General features: G+C 65.9%; 10 protein-coding genes and 1 tRNA gene. 5 read left to right on the top strand and 6 right to left on the bottom strand.

Annotated features, from left to right (window positions below):
- From boxB to LMQ14_RS05425, 3 genes are all read left to right on the top strand, one after another.
- Nucleotides 1-1422 carry a benzoyl-CoA 2,3-epoxidase subunit BoxB gene (gene boxB / locus LMQ14_RS05435; protein ID WP_267733782.1) on the top strand — a complete coding sequence of 474 codons (1422 nt, stop codon included), beginning with the start codon at nt 1-3 and terminating at the stop codon, nt 1420-1422.
- Nucleotides 1406-3031, top strand: coding sequence for a benzoate-CoA ligase family protein (locus tag LMQ14_RS05430; protein WP_267733781.1), 1626 nt, complete (start codon nt 1406-1408; stop codon nt 3029-3031). The genes boxB and LMQ14_RS05430 overlap by 17 nt, the downstream gene beginning before the upstream one ends.
- A gap of 227 nt (nt 3032-3258) precedes the next feature.
- Nucleotides 3259-4284, top strand: a complete 1026-nt coding sequence (locus LMQ14_RS05425; RefSeq protein ID WP_267735361.1) for a dihydrodipicolinate reductase — start codon at nt 3259-3261, stop codon at nt 4282-4284.
- 161 nt (nt 4285-4445) lie between these two features.
- Here the strand turns inward: LMQ14_RS05425 and LMQ14_RS05420 are convergent, their stop codons facing one another.
- Nucleotides 4446-8624 carry a tetratricopeptide repeat protein gene (locus tag LMQ14_RS05420; protein ID WP_267733780.1) on the bottom strand — a complete coding sequence of 1393 codons (4179 nt, stop codon included), beginning with the start codon at nt 8622-8624 and terminating at the stop codon, nt 4446-4448.
- Nucleotides 8625-8676: 52 nt separating this feature from the next.
- On the opposite strand from LMQ14_RS05420, the gene LMQ14_RS05415 reads away from it, so the two are divergent.
- Complete coding sequence (locus tag LMQ14_RS05415; RefSeq protein WP_267733779.1) at nt 8677-9642, top strand: hypothetical protein; 966 nt, start codon at nt 8677-8679, stop codon at nt 9640-9642.
- Between the two features lie 302 nt (nt 9643-9944).
- Entirely contained in the window at nt 9945-10520 is a 576-nt protein-coding gene (locus LMQ14_RS05410; RefSeq protein WP_267733778.1) for a hypothetical protein, read from the top strand.
- A 118-nt stretch (nt 10521-10638) separates the two neighbouring features.
- Here the strand turns inward: LMQ14_RS05410 and LMQ14_RS05405 are convergent.
- The 5 genes from LMQ14_RS05405 to LMQ14_RS05385 form a co-directional block, all read right to left on the bottom strand.
- Nucleotides 10639-10711 (bottom strand) — tRNA-Ala (locus LMQ14_RS05405).
- A gap of 49 nt (nt 10712-10760) precedes the next feature.
- Nucleotides 10761-11789: a gephyrin-like molybdotransferase receptor GlpR gene (gene glpR / locus LMQ14_RS05400; RefSeq protein ID WP_267733777.1), complete on the bottom strand. Its 1029-nt coding sequence runs from the start codon at nt 11787-11789 to the stop codon at nt 10761-10763.
- A 255-nt stretch (nt 11790-12044) separates the two neighbouring features.
- On the bottom strand, nt 12045-12698 hold the full coding sequence (locus LMQ14_RS05395) for a GNAT family N-acetyltransferase (protein WP_267733776.1): 654 nt from the start codon (nt 12696-12698) through the stop codon (nt 12045-12047).
- Between the two features lie 17 nt (nt 12699-12715).
- Complete coding sequence (glp, locus tag LMQ14_RS05390) at nt 12716-14008, bottom strand: gephyrin-like molybdotransferase Glp (protein ID WP_267733775.1); 1293 nt, start codon at nt 14006-14008, stop codon at nt 12716-12718.
- 88 nt (nt 14009-14096) lie between these two features.
- Nucleotides 14097-15011: a UTP--glucose-1-phosphate uridylyltransferase gene (locus LMQ14_RS05385; RefSeq protein ID WP_267733774.1), complete on the bottom strand. Its 915-nt coding sequence runs from the start codon at nt 15009-15011 to the stop codon at nt 14097-14099.
- Nucleotides 15012-15023: the final 12 nt, after the last annotated feature.

The following is a 15023-nucleotide window of genomic DNA, read 5'->3' as shown; positions in this document are numbered from 1 at the left end:
GTGACCACATCGATCAACTACGAAGACAAGATCCCCAACAACGTCGACCTGTCCTCGGACCGCCGGCTGCAACGAGCCCTGGAGGGATGGCAGCCCAAATTCCTCAATTGGTGGGGCGAGATGGGTCCGGCGGTGCAAACCCACGGTGTGTACCTGCGCACCGCGGTGGCCGTGGGTCGCGAGGGTTGGGCCCACTTCGATCACGTCAGTCTCCCCGACTACCGGTGGGGCATCTTTCTTGCCGAACCGAAGACCGATCGTCGCATCGCGTTCGGCGAACACAAGGGTGAGCCGGTCTGGCAGCAGGTGCCCGGCGAACACCGCGCCGATCTGCAGCGCCTGATCGTGGTGCAGGGCGACACCGAGCCGGCCTCGGTGGAGCAGCAACGGCTCCTCGGCCTGACCGCGCCCTCGTTGTATGACCTGCGAAACCTGTTCCAGGTCAACGTCGAAGAGGGCCGGCACCTGTGGGCCATGGTGTACCTCCTGCACGCCTACTTCGGCAGGGAGGGCCGCGAGGAAGCCGAGGCGCTGCTCTGCCGCAATTCCGGCAGCCCGGACTCTCCGCGCATCCTGGGAGCGTTCAACGAGTCGACCGCCGACTGGCTCGCGTTCTACATGTTCACCTACTTCACCGACCGCGACGGCAAATACCAGCTCGGCACGCTGAAGGAAAGCGCATTCGATCCGCTCTCCCGCACCTGCGAATTCATGCTCAAGGAAGAGGCGCACCACATGTTCGTCGGCACCACCGGCGTGGATCGCGTGGTTGCTCGCAGCGCCCAGCTGATGCGCGAGCATGACACCGGCGACATCGGGCCCTTCGGCGGCATTCCCCTCGAGATCATCCAGAAGTACATCAACTTTCACTACAGCGTCTCGCTGGATCTGTTCGGCAGCGAAACCTCTACCAACGCAGCCAATTACTTCACCGTCGGGTTGAAAGGACGCTGGCAAGAAGAGCGACGGGCCGACGATCATCTGCTCGTCGACGACCGGTCTGAGCTCGGCAGGCCCACGGCCGAGGGAACGTGGGACACCGACGAGTTACCGGCGCTGCTGGCCTTGAATCTGGACCTGCGCAGCGAGTACACCAGCGATTGCCACAGCGGAGTCAAGCGGTGGAACAAGATCCTCGCCGACAACGGCGTCGACTACCGATTCGCGCTGCCCCATGTCGGTTTCAACCGCGCGGTCGGCGCCTACGCCGATCACCACATCACCCCGACCGGCAGCATTGTGGAGAGCTCCTGGTGGGAGGAACAGAAGTCGAACTGGTTGCCCACCAACGAAGATCTCTGGTTCGTGCGCTCGCTGATGCGGCCCGTGTATGAGCCCGGCAAAATCGCCAGCTGGGTCGCGCCACCGACCCAGGGCATCAACGACAAGCCGTTCGATTTCGAATATGTCTACCTTTCCTGAACATTCGGCTGCGGGCACTGCTATCGCCCCCGACCGTTCGCGCTTCAATGCCGCGGATTATCTCGTCGATCGGCACCTGCGCGAAGGTCGCGGCGAGCGCACCGCGGTCGTCAGTTCGACCCGCACGCTGAGCTACCAGGACCTGGCCGAGGAGCTACATCGCGTCGCCGGTGGGCTGCAGAATCTGGGCGTGCGCCGCGAAGACCGGGTCATGCTGTGCATGGCCGACGACGTCGAACTGCTGACCGGCATCCTGGCAGCGATGTATCTGGGCGCCGTCGCTGTCCCGGTTTCCACCATGCTGTCCGGACCGGAGCTGGGCAAGCTAGTCGCCGATTCGGGCGCTCGAATAGTCTGCGGTTCAACGGAGTTCGCCGCCGCGATTGTGGCGGCCACCACCACGGCCCGTGCTGTCACCGACGTGGTCTTCGACGGTCAGCCCGAAATCGACGGGCTCCCCCACGTCGCCGTGCACCGCTGGGACTCTCTCACGTCGGCCGATCCGGTCGCCGCGACGTGCGACACGCGCGACGAGACGCCCGCGCTGTGGCTCTATACGTCGGGCACCACCGGCGCGCCCAAAGCCGCCATTCACCGGCACGGCAGTATCCGCAGTGTCGCCGAAAGCTACGGCGCCCGGGTGCTGGGCGTCGTGCCAGAAGACCGGTGCCTGTCGGTCGCCAAGCTGTTTTTCGCCTACGGTCTCGGCAATTCGTGTTTCTTGCCGCTATCGGTCGGGGCCACCACGGTCTTGGAGCGGGCTCGTCCGACCCCGGCTGTTATCGCGCACCGAATACGAGCCGAGCGCCCGACGCTGTTTTTCGCGGTTCCCACGTTCTACTCGTCGCTGCTGGCCAGTGATTTACCCGAGGACACGTTTGGGTCGGTGCGACAGGGTGTTTCGGCGGGCGAAGCGCTCACCCCGGTGCTGTTCGAGCGGTTTCGGGACCGGTTCGGAGTCGAGGTGCTGGACGGCGTCGGCTCGACCGAGGCGCTGCACATCTTCCTCTCGAACCGCCCGGGCCAGGCGCGGCCCGGATCGGCCGGGGTTCCGGTGCCCGGCTATGAAGTGCAGCTGCGTGACGACTCCGGAGCCGTCGTCGACGCGGTGGGGGCGCGCGGGATGCTGCATGTCAGGGGCGGGTCAATCGCCTCGGGTTACTGGAACCGCGCCGATGCCACCCGGCAGGTGTTTCAGGCTGGTTGGCTGCGCACCGGCGATGCCGTCGTGCGCAACGCCGACGGCACGTACAGCTGGCTCGGCCGCTCCAGCGACATGCTCAAAGCCGGCGGCATCTGGGTGTCGCCGGCAGAAGTCGAGGAGCGGTTGCTGCAGCATCCCGATGTCGTCGAGGCGGCCGTCGTCGCTGCCGCCGACGAATCCGGTTTGGAAAAGCCCGTCGCGTGCATCGTGGCGCGGCCCGGGCGCAACGCCGACGCCGAATCCCTTGTCGCCTGGTGCCGCGACGGGCTGGCCGCCTTCAAACGACCTCGCGCCTTCGTGATGATGGCCGAGCTGCCCAAGACTGCGACCGCCAAACTTCGGCGCGATCTGTTGCGCGCGCAAGTCGCCGACGTGCTCACGAGACCGCCTACCACCCAGCCATGAATGAGTTGCCCAGGGAAATAACAGGTTTCCTCGCCGCCCGTCGGTGACTCTTGCCTTCGCCTTCGGCATCCCACTGTTTCGTCGGCCACTGGCTGTTTCGGTCACGCAGCAGTGGGCCACAATGAAGGCCACCCCAGATGTCTGTGTCAGGAGGAGCCGTGACCAAAGATGGCGATATACCGCGGCTCCGCGTCGTCGCGTGGGGCATCGGAACGGTAGGTACCGAGATGGTCACGGCCATCATCGACCACCGGCCCGACATCGAGATCGTCGGCGCCCGAGTGTATTCCGACTCAAAGAACGGCGTTGATGTCGGCACCCTGGTGGGTCGCGACCCGATCGGCGTCATCTCGACCACCGATGCCGACAAGATCGTGGAACTCGATGCGGACTGTGTGCTCTACACCCCGCGCAACACCAACCTCGACGAGGTATGCACCCTGCTCACCAGCGGGAAAAACGTTGCGACGACCGCGTTCCTGTTCCATCCGCGCCGTATCGCACCGGCCGACCGCGACCGGGTGCTCGAGGCTTGTCGGGCCGGCGGCACCACGGTTCACGGCAACGGGTTGAACCCCGGGAACCTCTCCGGCACCCTGCCGCTCGCCCTCTCGGGCATGTGCCGCACCATCGACAAGGTCACGCTGCAGGAACGCGCCGACTGGTCGGTCTACGAAAGCACGTCGATCACGTTCGACAACATGCGCTTTGGGCAACCGGTCGAGGAGATCAACACAACGGCCAGCGAGTTCCTGGCCTTCAACAGTGGGATCTTCACCGAACAGGTCTGGTTTCTCGCGGACGCACTGAACGCCGACATCGATGAGGTCACCGCGACCGTCGAGGCGGTCCCCGCGCGAGAGGATCATCAGATCTTCGACCATGTGCTGCGTGCGGGAACCACTGCGGGGCAACGGTGGAATTGGTCAGGTCGGCGCGACGGCGAGGTGCTCGTCGAGATCGAGACGCTGTGGACCGTCGGCGGCGAGTACCCGAGCCATTGGCCCAAGCCCCAGGACGGTTGGACGCTGACGATCGAGGGCGACCCATCGATGCGGACACATTTCTTTTGCCTCGCGAGTTTCACCCGCGCCGCGAGCATGGAAGAGCACGTCCGCTCGGCGAGTGTGGCGACCGGCATGCAGGTGCTCAATGCCGTACCGGCGATCTGCGCAGCCCCCGCAGGCTTCGCCACCGCGGCAACTCTCCCCCTGATTCGCAGCCACGTCGGGTTCGGCAACAAGGTCGTCTGACCAGTTCAAACGTTGTGGAGCTAAGGGGAATCGAACCCTTTCGGGCGCGTCTATAACTTACCGAATTGCCCACGTCGAGGGATGCACAACGGGTGTTCGGCATGACGTTTTACTCCACCGACGGTTGTTCCACGGTCAGCAGTTTCGACATTGTTGGTTTGCTACCCGTCGACGGCCGCATCCCCGCACTCGCCACGGCTCCGGCGCGCCAGATTGCGGGTTTTGAGGGTGTCGGGGTGATCGGCACCCAGCACCCGCAACACGTCAGGCAGCAACGCCTGAAACTCGGCCACTGCACCGGCCGCATCCCCGGACTGGCCGCGCCAGAGCGCAAGGTTGCGGCGGGAGACCAGGGTGTCGGGGTGATCGGCCCCTAGCACCCGCAACACGTCAGGCAATAACGTCTCCAACTCTGCCAGCGCACCAGCCGCATCCCCCGAATCTCCCCGGCAAAACCCCAGATAACGCCGGATTCTCAGGGTTTCGGGGTGATCAACACCCAACACCCGCAACACGTCAGGCAGCAACGCCTCCAAGTCAGCCAGCGCACCAGCCGCATCCCCCGAATCTCCCCGCCAGAACCCCAGATAACGCCGGATTCTCAGGGTTTCGGGGTGATCAACACCCAACACCCGCAACACGTCAGGCAGCAACGCCTCCAAGTCAGCCAGCGCACCGGCCGCATCCGCCGCCTCGCCGCGCCAGCGCGCCAGATTGCGGCGGGTGATCAGGGCTTCGGGGTGATCAACACCCAGCACCCGCAACTCGTCAGGCAGCAACGCCTCAAACTCCGCCAGCGCACCGGCCGCATCCCCCGAATCCCCCCTCCAGCGCGCCAGATTGCGGCGGGTGATCAAGGCTTCGGGGTGATCAACACCCAGCACCCGCAACTCGTCAGGCAGCAACGCCTCAAACTCCGCCAGCGCACCGGCCGCATCCCCCGAATCCCCCCTCCAGCGCCCTAGATTGCGGCGGGTGATCAAGGCTTCGGGGTGATCAACACCCAGCACCCGCAACACGTCAGGCAGCAACCCCTGAAACTCGGCCAGCGCACCGGCCGCATCCCCGGACTGGCCGCGCCAGAGCGCCAGATTGCGGCGCGTTCTCAGGGTGTCGGGGTGATCGGCACCCAGCACCCGCAACACATCAGGCAGCAACGCCTCCAAGTCAGCCAGCGCACCAGCCGCATCCCCCGCCTCGCCGCGCCAGAGCGCCAGATTGCGGCGGGTGATCAGCGTGTCGGGGTGATCGGCACCCAGCACCCGCAACACATCAGGCAGCAACGCCTCCAACTCCGCCAGCGCACCAGCCGCATCCCCCGCCTCACCCCGCCAGAACCCAATATATCGGTGGACCCTCAGGGTTTCGGGGTGATCGGCACCCAGCACCCGCAACGCGTCAGGCAGCAACGCCTCCAACTCCGCCAGCGCACCAGCCGCATCCCCCGCCTCACCCCGCCAGAACCCAATATATCGGTGGACCCTCAGGGTTTCGGGGTGGTCACCAACCAGCACCCGCAACGCGTCGGGCAGCAACGTCTCCAACTCCGCCAGCGCACCAGCCGCATCCCCCGCCTCACCCCGCCAGCGCGCTAGATTGCGGCGCGTTCTCAGGGTGTCGGGGTGATCGGCACCCAGCACCCGCAACACGTCGGGCAGCAACGCCTCAAACTCCGCCAGCGCACCGGCCGCATCCCCCGAATCCCCCCTCCAGCGCCCCAGATTGCGGCGGGTGATCAGCGTGTCGGGGTGATCGACACCCAGCACCCGCAACACGTCAGGCAGCAACAGCTCCAACTCGGCGAGCGCACCGGCCGCATCCCCCGCCTCACCCCGCCATGCCGCCAGATTGAGCCTGGTGATCAGCGTGTCGGGGTGATCGACACCCAGCACCCGCAACACGTCAGGCAGCAACAGCTCCAACTCGGCGAGCGCACCAGCCGCATCCCCCGCCTCACCCCGCCAAGCCGCCAGATTGAGCCGGGCGCGCAAGGTGTCCGGGTGATCGTGGCCCAGTACACGCAGGTGGTCGGCCAATAACATCCGGTACTCGGCGACCGCGCCAGCCACATCGCCAGCCTCCCCACGCCAGAACGCCAGAGATCCGCGGGTAATCAGCAGGGCGTGGTCATCCCCGTCCAGCACCCTCACCTCGTCGGCCAGTAGCATCTGGTAGTCAGCAACCGCGCCGGCCACATCCCCAGCTTCCCCCCGCCAGCGAGCGAGATTTTGGCGGGTGATCAGAGTGTCCGGGTTATCGGCACCGACGGCCGAGGTGAGGGCGGGTAGCCAGCCGGCCCATCGGTCGCGGTTGTCGGCCGCCCGCGGGGTATTGAGGGACCTCAGAAACGCAATGGCCCCACTGGAGTCTGCACTACCGAGATAGTGACGCGGCGCAGCGGCTCTCCAGTAAGCATCCACATCGTCTCTGGCCTCCTCCGCGTCTGACCGCCCAGCGGTCTGCGAGCAGCGCTGGTACGCCTCGATGAGCTCTCGGTGGGCCTCGGCAATGCCGTGCTGATGACTGTTCAAGTAGTCGACGATAGGTTCGAGCAGAGCGAGATGGGCAATGCCGAGGGTTTCTTGATCTATTCCGGGCTGACCGCGGCTAATCAACGCCCCGAACCTCGTCACGACATCGTCGCGGACGAGCCCGAGACGCGCCGGTGTGCCAGGGTCGCCGAGGGCGGCCGCCAGTAGCCGGATCGGCAGCACCGGCCCAACCCCGGCCGCCGCGATCAGACTCAGTAGCTTCCCCGCTGTGCCGGTGGTGTCGCCGTGCAATGCGAGTTCAATTCGGGCGGTGACCAATTCGGTGAGATTCCCGAACCCGGTTGAGTTACGAATTTTGTCGGCGGATTCGCGGAGGAGCCGGGGGATCAACCAGCCACCCGCGGCAGGGTGGCCAACAGGCGCGGCAGGGTCTGCCTCCAGCAGTGCCGCTTGCAGCTCGGTGGTCGCGGCCCGGGCAATCTCCGACAACGCGGGTGCCAACACGTCGACGCGGTGGGCATGGGCGAGTTCATCTCGCGTGTCGATGCCTTCCCCCCCGCGCACGCCGGCGATCACCCGCACATGACCCAGCTCCTCTATGGTCGCGGTGTGCGTCAGGTGCTGCAAGGCAGCCAGGATCACCTCCCGAGCCCCTGGCTCGGGCTGATCCAAACCATCAACGATCACGTGGATGCGTCCGGATTCGATACAGCGCGCCAGCGGCAACAGCACCGACGTGTCCCACGCGCCCAGTTTCTTACAGTCGTCGGGCGACAGGTCGGCGGCCACCGCCGCGGTGGCTCCGGCGAATTCGGGTACCGTGACCTGAAACTGAGAAGCTAGCTCGGCGGCCAAGGTTTCCACAGTCGAGGTGGAGTCCAGAAACACTGCGCCCTTGATGTAGTTCTCGGCGACGTCGAATTTGAGCCCAAACCTCTTGGCCACCTTTGGGCGGACGAACAACGCCAGCAATGTCGACTTACCGCACCCCGCGCCACCCACTACTAACCGCAGCCGCTTCGAAAACCCCGCCTCCTCGATGACCTCGCAATTTTTCGCAATTGAGACTGTGGCGATCACGTCGGCGAGGAGCTGATCCACCAGCCCGGCAGCCGGGCGGCCGAAGACGCAATCCCGGATGCGGGCACGGTTGGGTACCAGCCACAACCCCGGATCCCCGCTGGCGAGCTTCCCGCCGCTATAGGCCAGGTATTGGGTTTGCGACCTCCGACACGTCGCGCTGATAAAGGGCTGTAGCTCGGCACACAGCAGGTTTTCGCCAGCATTGTCTCGCCCGGCTCTGAAAGTGCTGAGGATTGTCTTGGTGAAACACCCGTCGTAGGCGCTGCCGGCCCCAGAGGCCACCAACAACTCCATCCGGCCCCGATTGGCGGCCAATACTCCAGTCCACCGGTTCGCCGCCCCTTCAATGCTCGCCTTGGCTTGGCAAGCGTCGACCAAAAACACCACACCATCCAGACTGGGGCAGTAGTTGAGGCGTTCGTTGACGAACTGCGGCAGGTGTAACGCGTTCTCCGAGTCCGGGCAGCCGGTCGGCGAATCCATGGCCATCAGGTAAAAGTTCTGGTCCCCGTGGGCCTCGCCATGGCCGATGAACGCGAACAACAGCGTCGCTTTCGCTTTGTTGGCCACATCAATGGCGCTCTTGATGGTTTCCTTCAACTTAGCGATGGACGGGTTCAGCAGTGGCCCATCGCCCGTGCCGACTGACTCCCAGCCCGCATTCGTCAATTCTTGATGGAGATCGCAGGCATAGGCCTTTACGAACGACAACTTCGGGAGCGACTTACATTGCGATCCGACGATCAGTGCCAGCCGGCCCGCCATAGCTGTTAATTTGATCACACCACTACCCAGATTCGACACCCCGGGAAACACCATGGCCACTATCGTGCTGGTGCACGGCATCGCTCAGGAACAGAAAGGCGCCAAGGTCCAAGAGTCAATGTGGCTGCCCGCCCTGGCAGACGGCGTAGCCAAGCACGGCAATCAAGAGCTGGCCGACCTGCTCTGGCGGAACGGAACCTCAAATATAGACGTCCGGATGGCCTATTACGGCACCCCCTTCATCGACCCCGGCGCCATGGGCGACGACGATGTCAACCTCGACACCGAACCCCTTCCCAACGACGTCGAGGAACTGACCGAACAGCTCGCGATGGCGTGGCTCGAAGCCGCTGTAAGTATCGCGGACGATCCCGACGACCGCCTCCAAGCCGAAGACGAACTCGACATCATCAACGGAAACGTCGGCGAAGAGGCACAGGGACTCCCTCCGGGCCTCAGCCGACCTGCGTTGAATGCACTCGCCCGCGTACGGTGGTTCGCCCCCTTCGGAATGGCCGTGGCCAGCCGATTCGTGTGGAAGGCGCTGACCCAAGTCACCCGTTACCTCACCGACGATCAGATCCGGACCTATGCCCAAGACCAAGTGCTGCACTGGATCGGACCCGACACCCGCCTGGTTATCGGCCACTCGCTAGGCTCGGTGGTCGCCTACGAGGCTGTTCATCGCGCCTATGAGACCGCACTGCCCCGCGACCATCAGTTGACGCTCATGACCCTGGGATCGCCGTTGGGTCTTAGAAGTATTGTCTACGATCGGCTGCGGCCGCAGCCTCCAGGAGTTCCACCAGCCGCGAACCGCTGGGAAAACCTGGCCGCCGCAGACGACCTTGTAGCGGCTGTCCTCGACCTCACCGACCAGTTCCTGCCAGCTGATAACTCAACCATCAAGCCCTGCAACCACATCGTCGACAACGGCTCACAACCCCACGATGTCACGCACTATCTGACCAAACCCACAGTTGGTCGAATCGTCACCGAAACGCTCACCGGCACATAGGAGCCAAGGCATCCTTGCGTCGCTGGCTTGGCGTAGAGCGACATGGCGGCGGTGAATAATTGCAGGGTCACCGGGCGCAAACTTCCGCCCAATCACACCGCAAGATCGACGGTGCACTGTGCGCCAGCCTGGCGATCAGCGTGGGCGGGAGTGTCAAAGCCGTGCAACGAATGCACACTGGCAATGAATTTGTTTTCCGCGATGCCCCGCGCGATCACTGCCCGAGCGATCGCGACAGCCCACCGTCACGGCGTGCTCATCGCGGTGGTCAATCTCGAGACCACGACAGCAGGGAGCGATCGATGGACCACTGGACTTGCCGATCGGCGGACTACTGGCCGTCAACGCCCTACCCGGGGGAGCGCTCCGAATGCTCGTGGCGGCTTGTCGACGGTTCGGTCCATCGGGTCACACCGGTTGACAGCGGCTGGTTAGACGTGGCGACGGGCGAAGCCGTCGAGCTTGCCGGCCGGGTTTTCATCCTTGCGTACGGCTCGAACGCCAACCCGAACAAAATGCTTGGAGTAAACGCGGTCATGCTGCAAGCCGATATCACCGACGCGCAGGCGGTCTGGTGCAATGCCCGACGCCGCACAGACGGCTCGGTTGTGTCGACGCTAGTCGAGAGGCCTGGACACCTCGAAGCGTGCCCCGTATTGGCGCTGAGACCTGAGGAATTGCCAAAGGTCGACATGTGGGAAGAGCCGGCCTACACGCGAATCAATTTCTGGGGAAGTTGCGTCCTGGAAACCGGGACTGCGATAACGCCGGAGGTCTACGTCGGCGGCCCAACCCGGCCACCTCTGCGGATCGACGGTAACTACGTGCCGTTGCACCTGACAAAGCACGCCGTGGTGGATCAGTTGGTACCAAGATGATCAGACATCGCTCAACATCCAGTGCGCGACAAGGTTAGGACAAACCCGCCGCCGCACGGTGGCCGCCTCAACTACTAGACCCGCCTCGACCGAAGGCCAAAACGGATCTCAAACGTTGTGGAGCTAAGGGGAATCGAACCCCTGACCTTCTCGATGCGAACGAGACGCGCTACCAACTGCGCTATAGCCCCTGACCGCTAGCAGGCTACCAGTTCTGGGAGAGCGCCAGCGCCGACAGGCCTACTGGCCGACGGCGCGCGGCAGGTCCCGGGGCCAGCCGAAGTTCTGCTGCGGCATCCCGTAGTCCAGGTGCTCGAAAATCGGGTCCTCGTCGTCGATCTCCAGCACCACCGCACCGGGGCGGCGCAGCCGCGACGGCACGACGTCGTAGTCGCGGTCGCGGGTGTTCTCGACGCCAAAGCGCGCGCGGGACATCCGCTGCGTGCGGCGGCGACGTATCTTCTCTTCGATCCTGGTCTGCCGGCGCAGATAGCCCAGGTAGAGCAGCGTGATCGCGGTGGCGACACCGCACACCCACCAGGCAGTCGGGGTGATCTCGAATGCGGCCGTCGCGGAGCCGACCAGCACGACCGCCATCACCATCAGCACCTTCCTGCGGAAGGCGTACTTGCGGGCGGTGACGGCCGCCGCGGTCTTGGTGTCGAAACGGCGCCGGCGCTGGGCGCTCGCCGGGACCACGCGCTCGCGCACACCGGGGTCGTCGTCGTCCGCCTCGGGCTCCAAACCGGACGAGTCCTCGACATATTCGTACTCGTCGTCGAGGTGATCCTCGTCGGCCTCGGCGTGCTCGTCTTCGTCGACCGGGGCAAGTTCGGGTTCGGTGGCCGCGGCGCTGGCCCCGACCGGCAGGGCGCCGGAGTCTTCGATGACGTCGACGTCCAGGTAGTCGGGCTCGGCCGGCTCGGCGGCCGGCATCCTCATCACCACCGGACGCGCGGGGCGCAGTTCCTCGGTCTCGGCATCGTGTTCGTCGTCGGGCTCGGCGAGGTCGTCGCGGTGCTCCGCGTCGTCGAACTCCTCGTCGGTCGAGTCTTCCGGCTTCCAGTCCGGATCGCTGCGGTGACCTGCGGCCGGGCCGTTGCGCCTGAGCAGGCGCGAACCGGCGCCACCGTTGAGCACCCGGGTGGCCAGCGCCACGTCGCTGGTGCGTCGCACGGCGTCGCGTTTGCTGATCAGCATCGGTACCAGGACGAACAGCCAGAGCACCACGAGCGATATCCACAACAACGACTGCGGGATGCTTGGCATGATGACCTGCTCCTTCTGGCCGGGGTCCCCCGCGAGGCCGATGGTTGACCAGCGCGGCCGGGACCTGACCAGCGCAATTACACACCTGTAATTTGCCTCAATCAAGCATCACACGCCACATATGTCACGCTAGCCACAGAATTATTTCGATTTCCCTACGGCGGTGGGTCGTCACGCGGCGAAAATGGCCGTCTCGAAAGCGATCACGGCGGGCACCCAGCCATGACGGCAATCTCGGCGAGGCGGGCCGACCGGTTACGCCCAGCGCGCGTGTCCGGCGCGGACCAGCGCCGATGCGACCGACCCGTAGACCTCCTCGGCCGTGATGGCCATCAGGAGGTGGTCGCGCCACGCCCGGTCGACCTCGAGGTAACGCCGCAGCAAGCCCTCCTCCCGGAAGCCGACCTTGGCCAACACGGCCCGACTCGCGACGTTCTCCGGACGCACGGTGGCCTCGACGCGATGCAGCATGACCGGCCCGAAGCAATGGTCCAGACCCAGCGCCAATGCGCCGGTGGCCACCCCGCCGCCGGTCGCCGAGCTCGGCACCCAGTAGCCGATCCACGCCGACCGCAAGGCGCCGTGGGTGACGTTGCCGATGGTCAGCTGCCCGCAGAACCGTCCGTCGAGCTCGATCACATACGGCAGCATGCGGCCATTGCGGGCCTCGGCGCGCAGGCCGGAACACAACGCCGGCCAGGCCGCGACGGTGTGCCGGGTCGCCCAGTCGCCGTCGGACGTGGGTTCCCACGGCTCGAGGTGCGCCCGGTCGGCCAGCCGGAAACGGCTCCACTGCGCACCATCGCGCATCCGCACCGCGCGCAACCGGACCACTCCGGCCGCGACCCGCAGCGGCCCGACCTCCGAGGGCCAACCGGGATGGCGGGCGTTAGAGCGCAACAGGTTCACGAGCGTGCGCAGTTGAGTCAGCCGCGCTGGGCCAGGAAAGCGACGTCGACGATCTCACCTGTGCGAATCTGTTCGGCCCCACTGGGAACCACAACTAGACAGTTTGCCTCAGCCAGCGTCGCCAGCAAATGCGATGACGCCCCCGGGGCTCCGCCCAGCGCCTGCACCAAATACTCACCGCTGTCCTGGTCGCGCATCAGCTGACCGCGCAGGTAACCCTTGCGGCCGGCCACCGACGTGATCGGCGACAGCGTGCGAGCCTGCACGACGCGGCGCATCGGCTGACGCTTACCCAGCGACAGCCGGATCAGCGGGCGAACCATCACCTCGAAGACCACCAACGCGCTGACCGGGTTGGCCGGCAACAGGAACACCGGCACGCCGTCGCGGCCCAGCTGCCCGAAGCCCTGCACCGAGCCGGGGTGCATCGCGACCCGGACGACCTCCATCTCGCCGAGTTCGGACAGCACCGCCCGCACCGCCTCGGCGGCCGCGCCGCCCACCCCGCCGGCGATCACCACGACCTCGGCGCGATTGATCTGGCCGTGCACGATTTCGCCGAGCTCTGCCGCGTTGTTGGGCACGATGCCAACCCGGTTGACCTCCGCGCCGGCATCCCGGGCCGCGGCCGCCAACGCATAGGAGTTGACGTCGTACACCTGACCGTTGCTCGGGGTCCGAGAGATGTCGACCAGCTCGCCGCCCACCGCCATGATCGACACCCGAGGGCGCGGGTGCACCAGCACCCGTTCGCGGCCGACCGCCGCGAGCAGGCCCACCTGAGCCGCACCGATGATCGTCCCGGCGCGCACCGCGACATCGCCGGGCTGGACGTCGTCGCCGGCGCGCCGCACGTAGGCGCCGGAGGGTGCCCCGCGCAGAATCCGCACCTTCGACGTGCCGCCGTCCGTCCATCGCAACGGCAGCACCGCGTCGGCCAGCGTGGGCAGCGGCGCCCCGGTCTGCACCCGGACGGCCTGCCGCGGCTGCAACCGGCTCGGCGTGCGGGCACCGGCCTCGACGGTCCCCATCACCGGAAGCACCAGCCCACCGGGGTTGTCCACGTCGGCCATCGGCTCGCCGGTTTCGTCGAGCGTAAGGTCGCTGCCCACCTCGCCGATACCCAGCACGTCGACGCTGCGAACCGCATAGCCGTCGATCGCGGCCTGATCGAAGCCGGGCAGCGGTCGCTCGGTCACCACTTCTTCGGCGCACAACAATCCTTGCGCCTCGGCGATGGCCACACGTATCGGGCGCGGGGCTACCGCGGCCGCCGTTATCCGGGCTTGCTGCTCCTCAACCGAACGCACTCGCCGCGCCTCTCTGCCGTCAACCCTCACGGGCGCCGTATCGGGCCTCAGCCCGATCGCCCGTCACCGGGCCCGGCATGGCGGCCGGCTACTGCTCGTTCAGGCCCAATCGCGCCACCAACCACTTCCGCAATTCCGGGCCGTAGTCGTCACGATCCAATGCAAAGTCAACCGCAGCCTTGAGGTAGCCGCCGGGATTTCCCAAGTCGTGTCGAGATCCGCGATGCACCACGACGTGAACCGGGTGGCCCTCTTTGATCAGCAGCGCGATCGCGTCGGTGAGCTGTAGTTCGCCGCCGGCGCCGTGGTCGATGCGGCGCAGGGCATCGAAGATGGCGCGGTCAAGCACGTACCGGCCGGCCGCCGCATACAGCGACGGGGCGTCCTCGGCCTTGGGCTTTTCCACCATGCCGTTGACTTTGAGCACGTCGGAATTGCCGGCACCGGGGATGGCCTCGACATCGAAAACACCGTAGGCACTGATCTCCTCGGGGGTGACCTCGATGGCGCACAGCACCGAACCGCCGTGCTCGGCGCGCACCTTGGCCATCGTCTCCAGCACGCCGGTCGGCAGCACCAGGTCATCGGGCAGCAGCACCATGACGGCGTCCTCGTCGGGCGCCAGCACCGGCTCCACGCATCCGATGGCATGTCCCAATCCGAGCGGCTCGACCTGCACCACCGACTCGACCTTGATCAGCGCCGGCGCGCGACGCACCTTGGCCAGCATGGCTTGTTTGCCCCGGGCTTCGAGCGTGCCCTCCAGCACCAGGTCCTCGACGAAGTGCGCGACGACGCCGTCCTTGCCCTCGGAAGTGATGATGACCAGCCGCTCGGCGCCGGCCGCGGCCGCTTCCTCAGCGACCAGCTCGATGCCGGGCGTATCGACGACGGGCAGCAACTCCTTGGGCACCGTCTTGGTAGCCGGCAGGAAACGGGTGCCCAGACCGGCGGCGGGAACGATCGCCGTGTACGGGATCGGTACTTCATCTGGCCGCGACATCGTTCACACCAT

The sequence above is a fragment of the Mycobacterium sp. Aquia_213 genome, assembly GCF_026625985.1.
GTDB lineage: Bacteria > Actinomycetota > Actinomycetes > Mycobacteriales > Mycobacteriaceae > Mycobacterium.
This window is presented reverse-complemented; position numbering and strand designations above follow the sequence as displayed.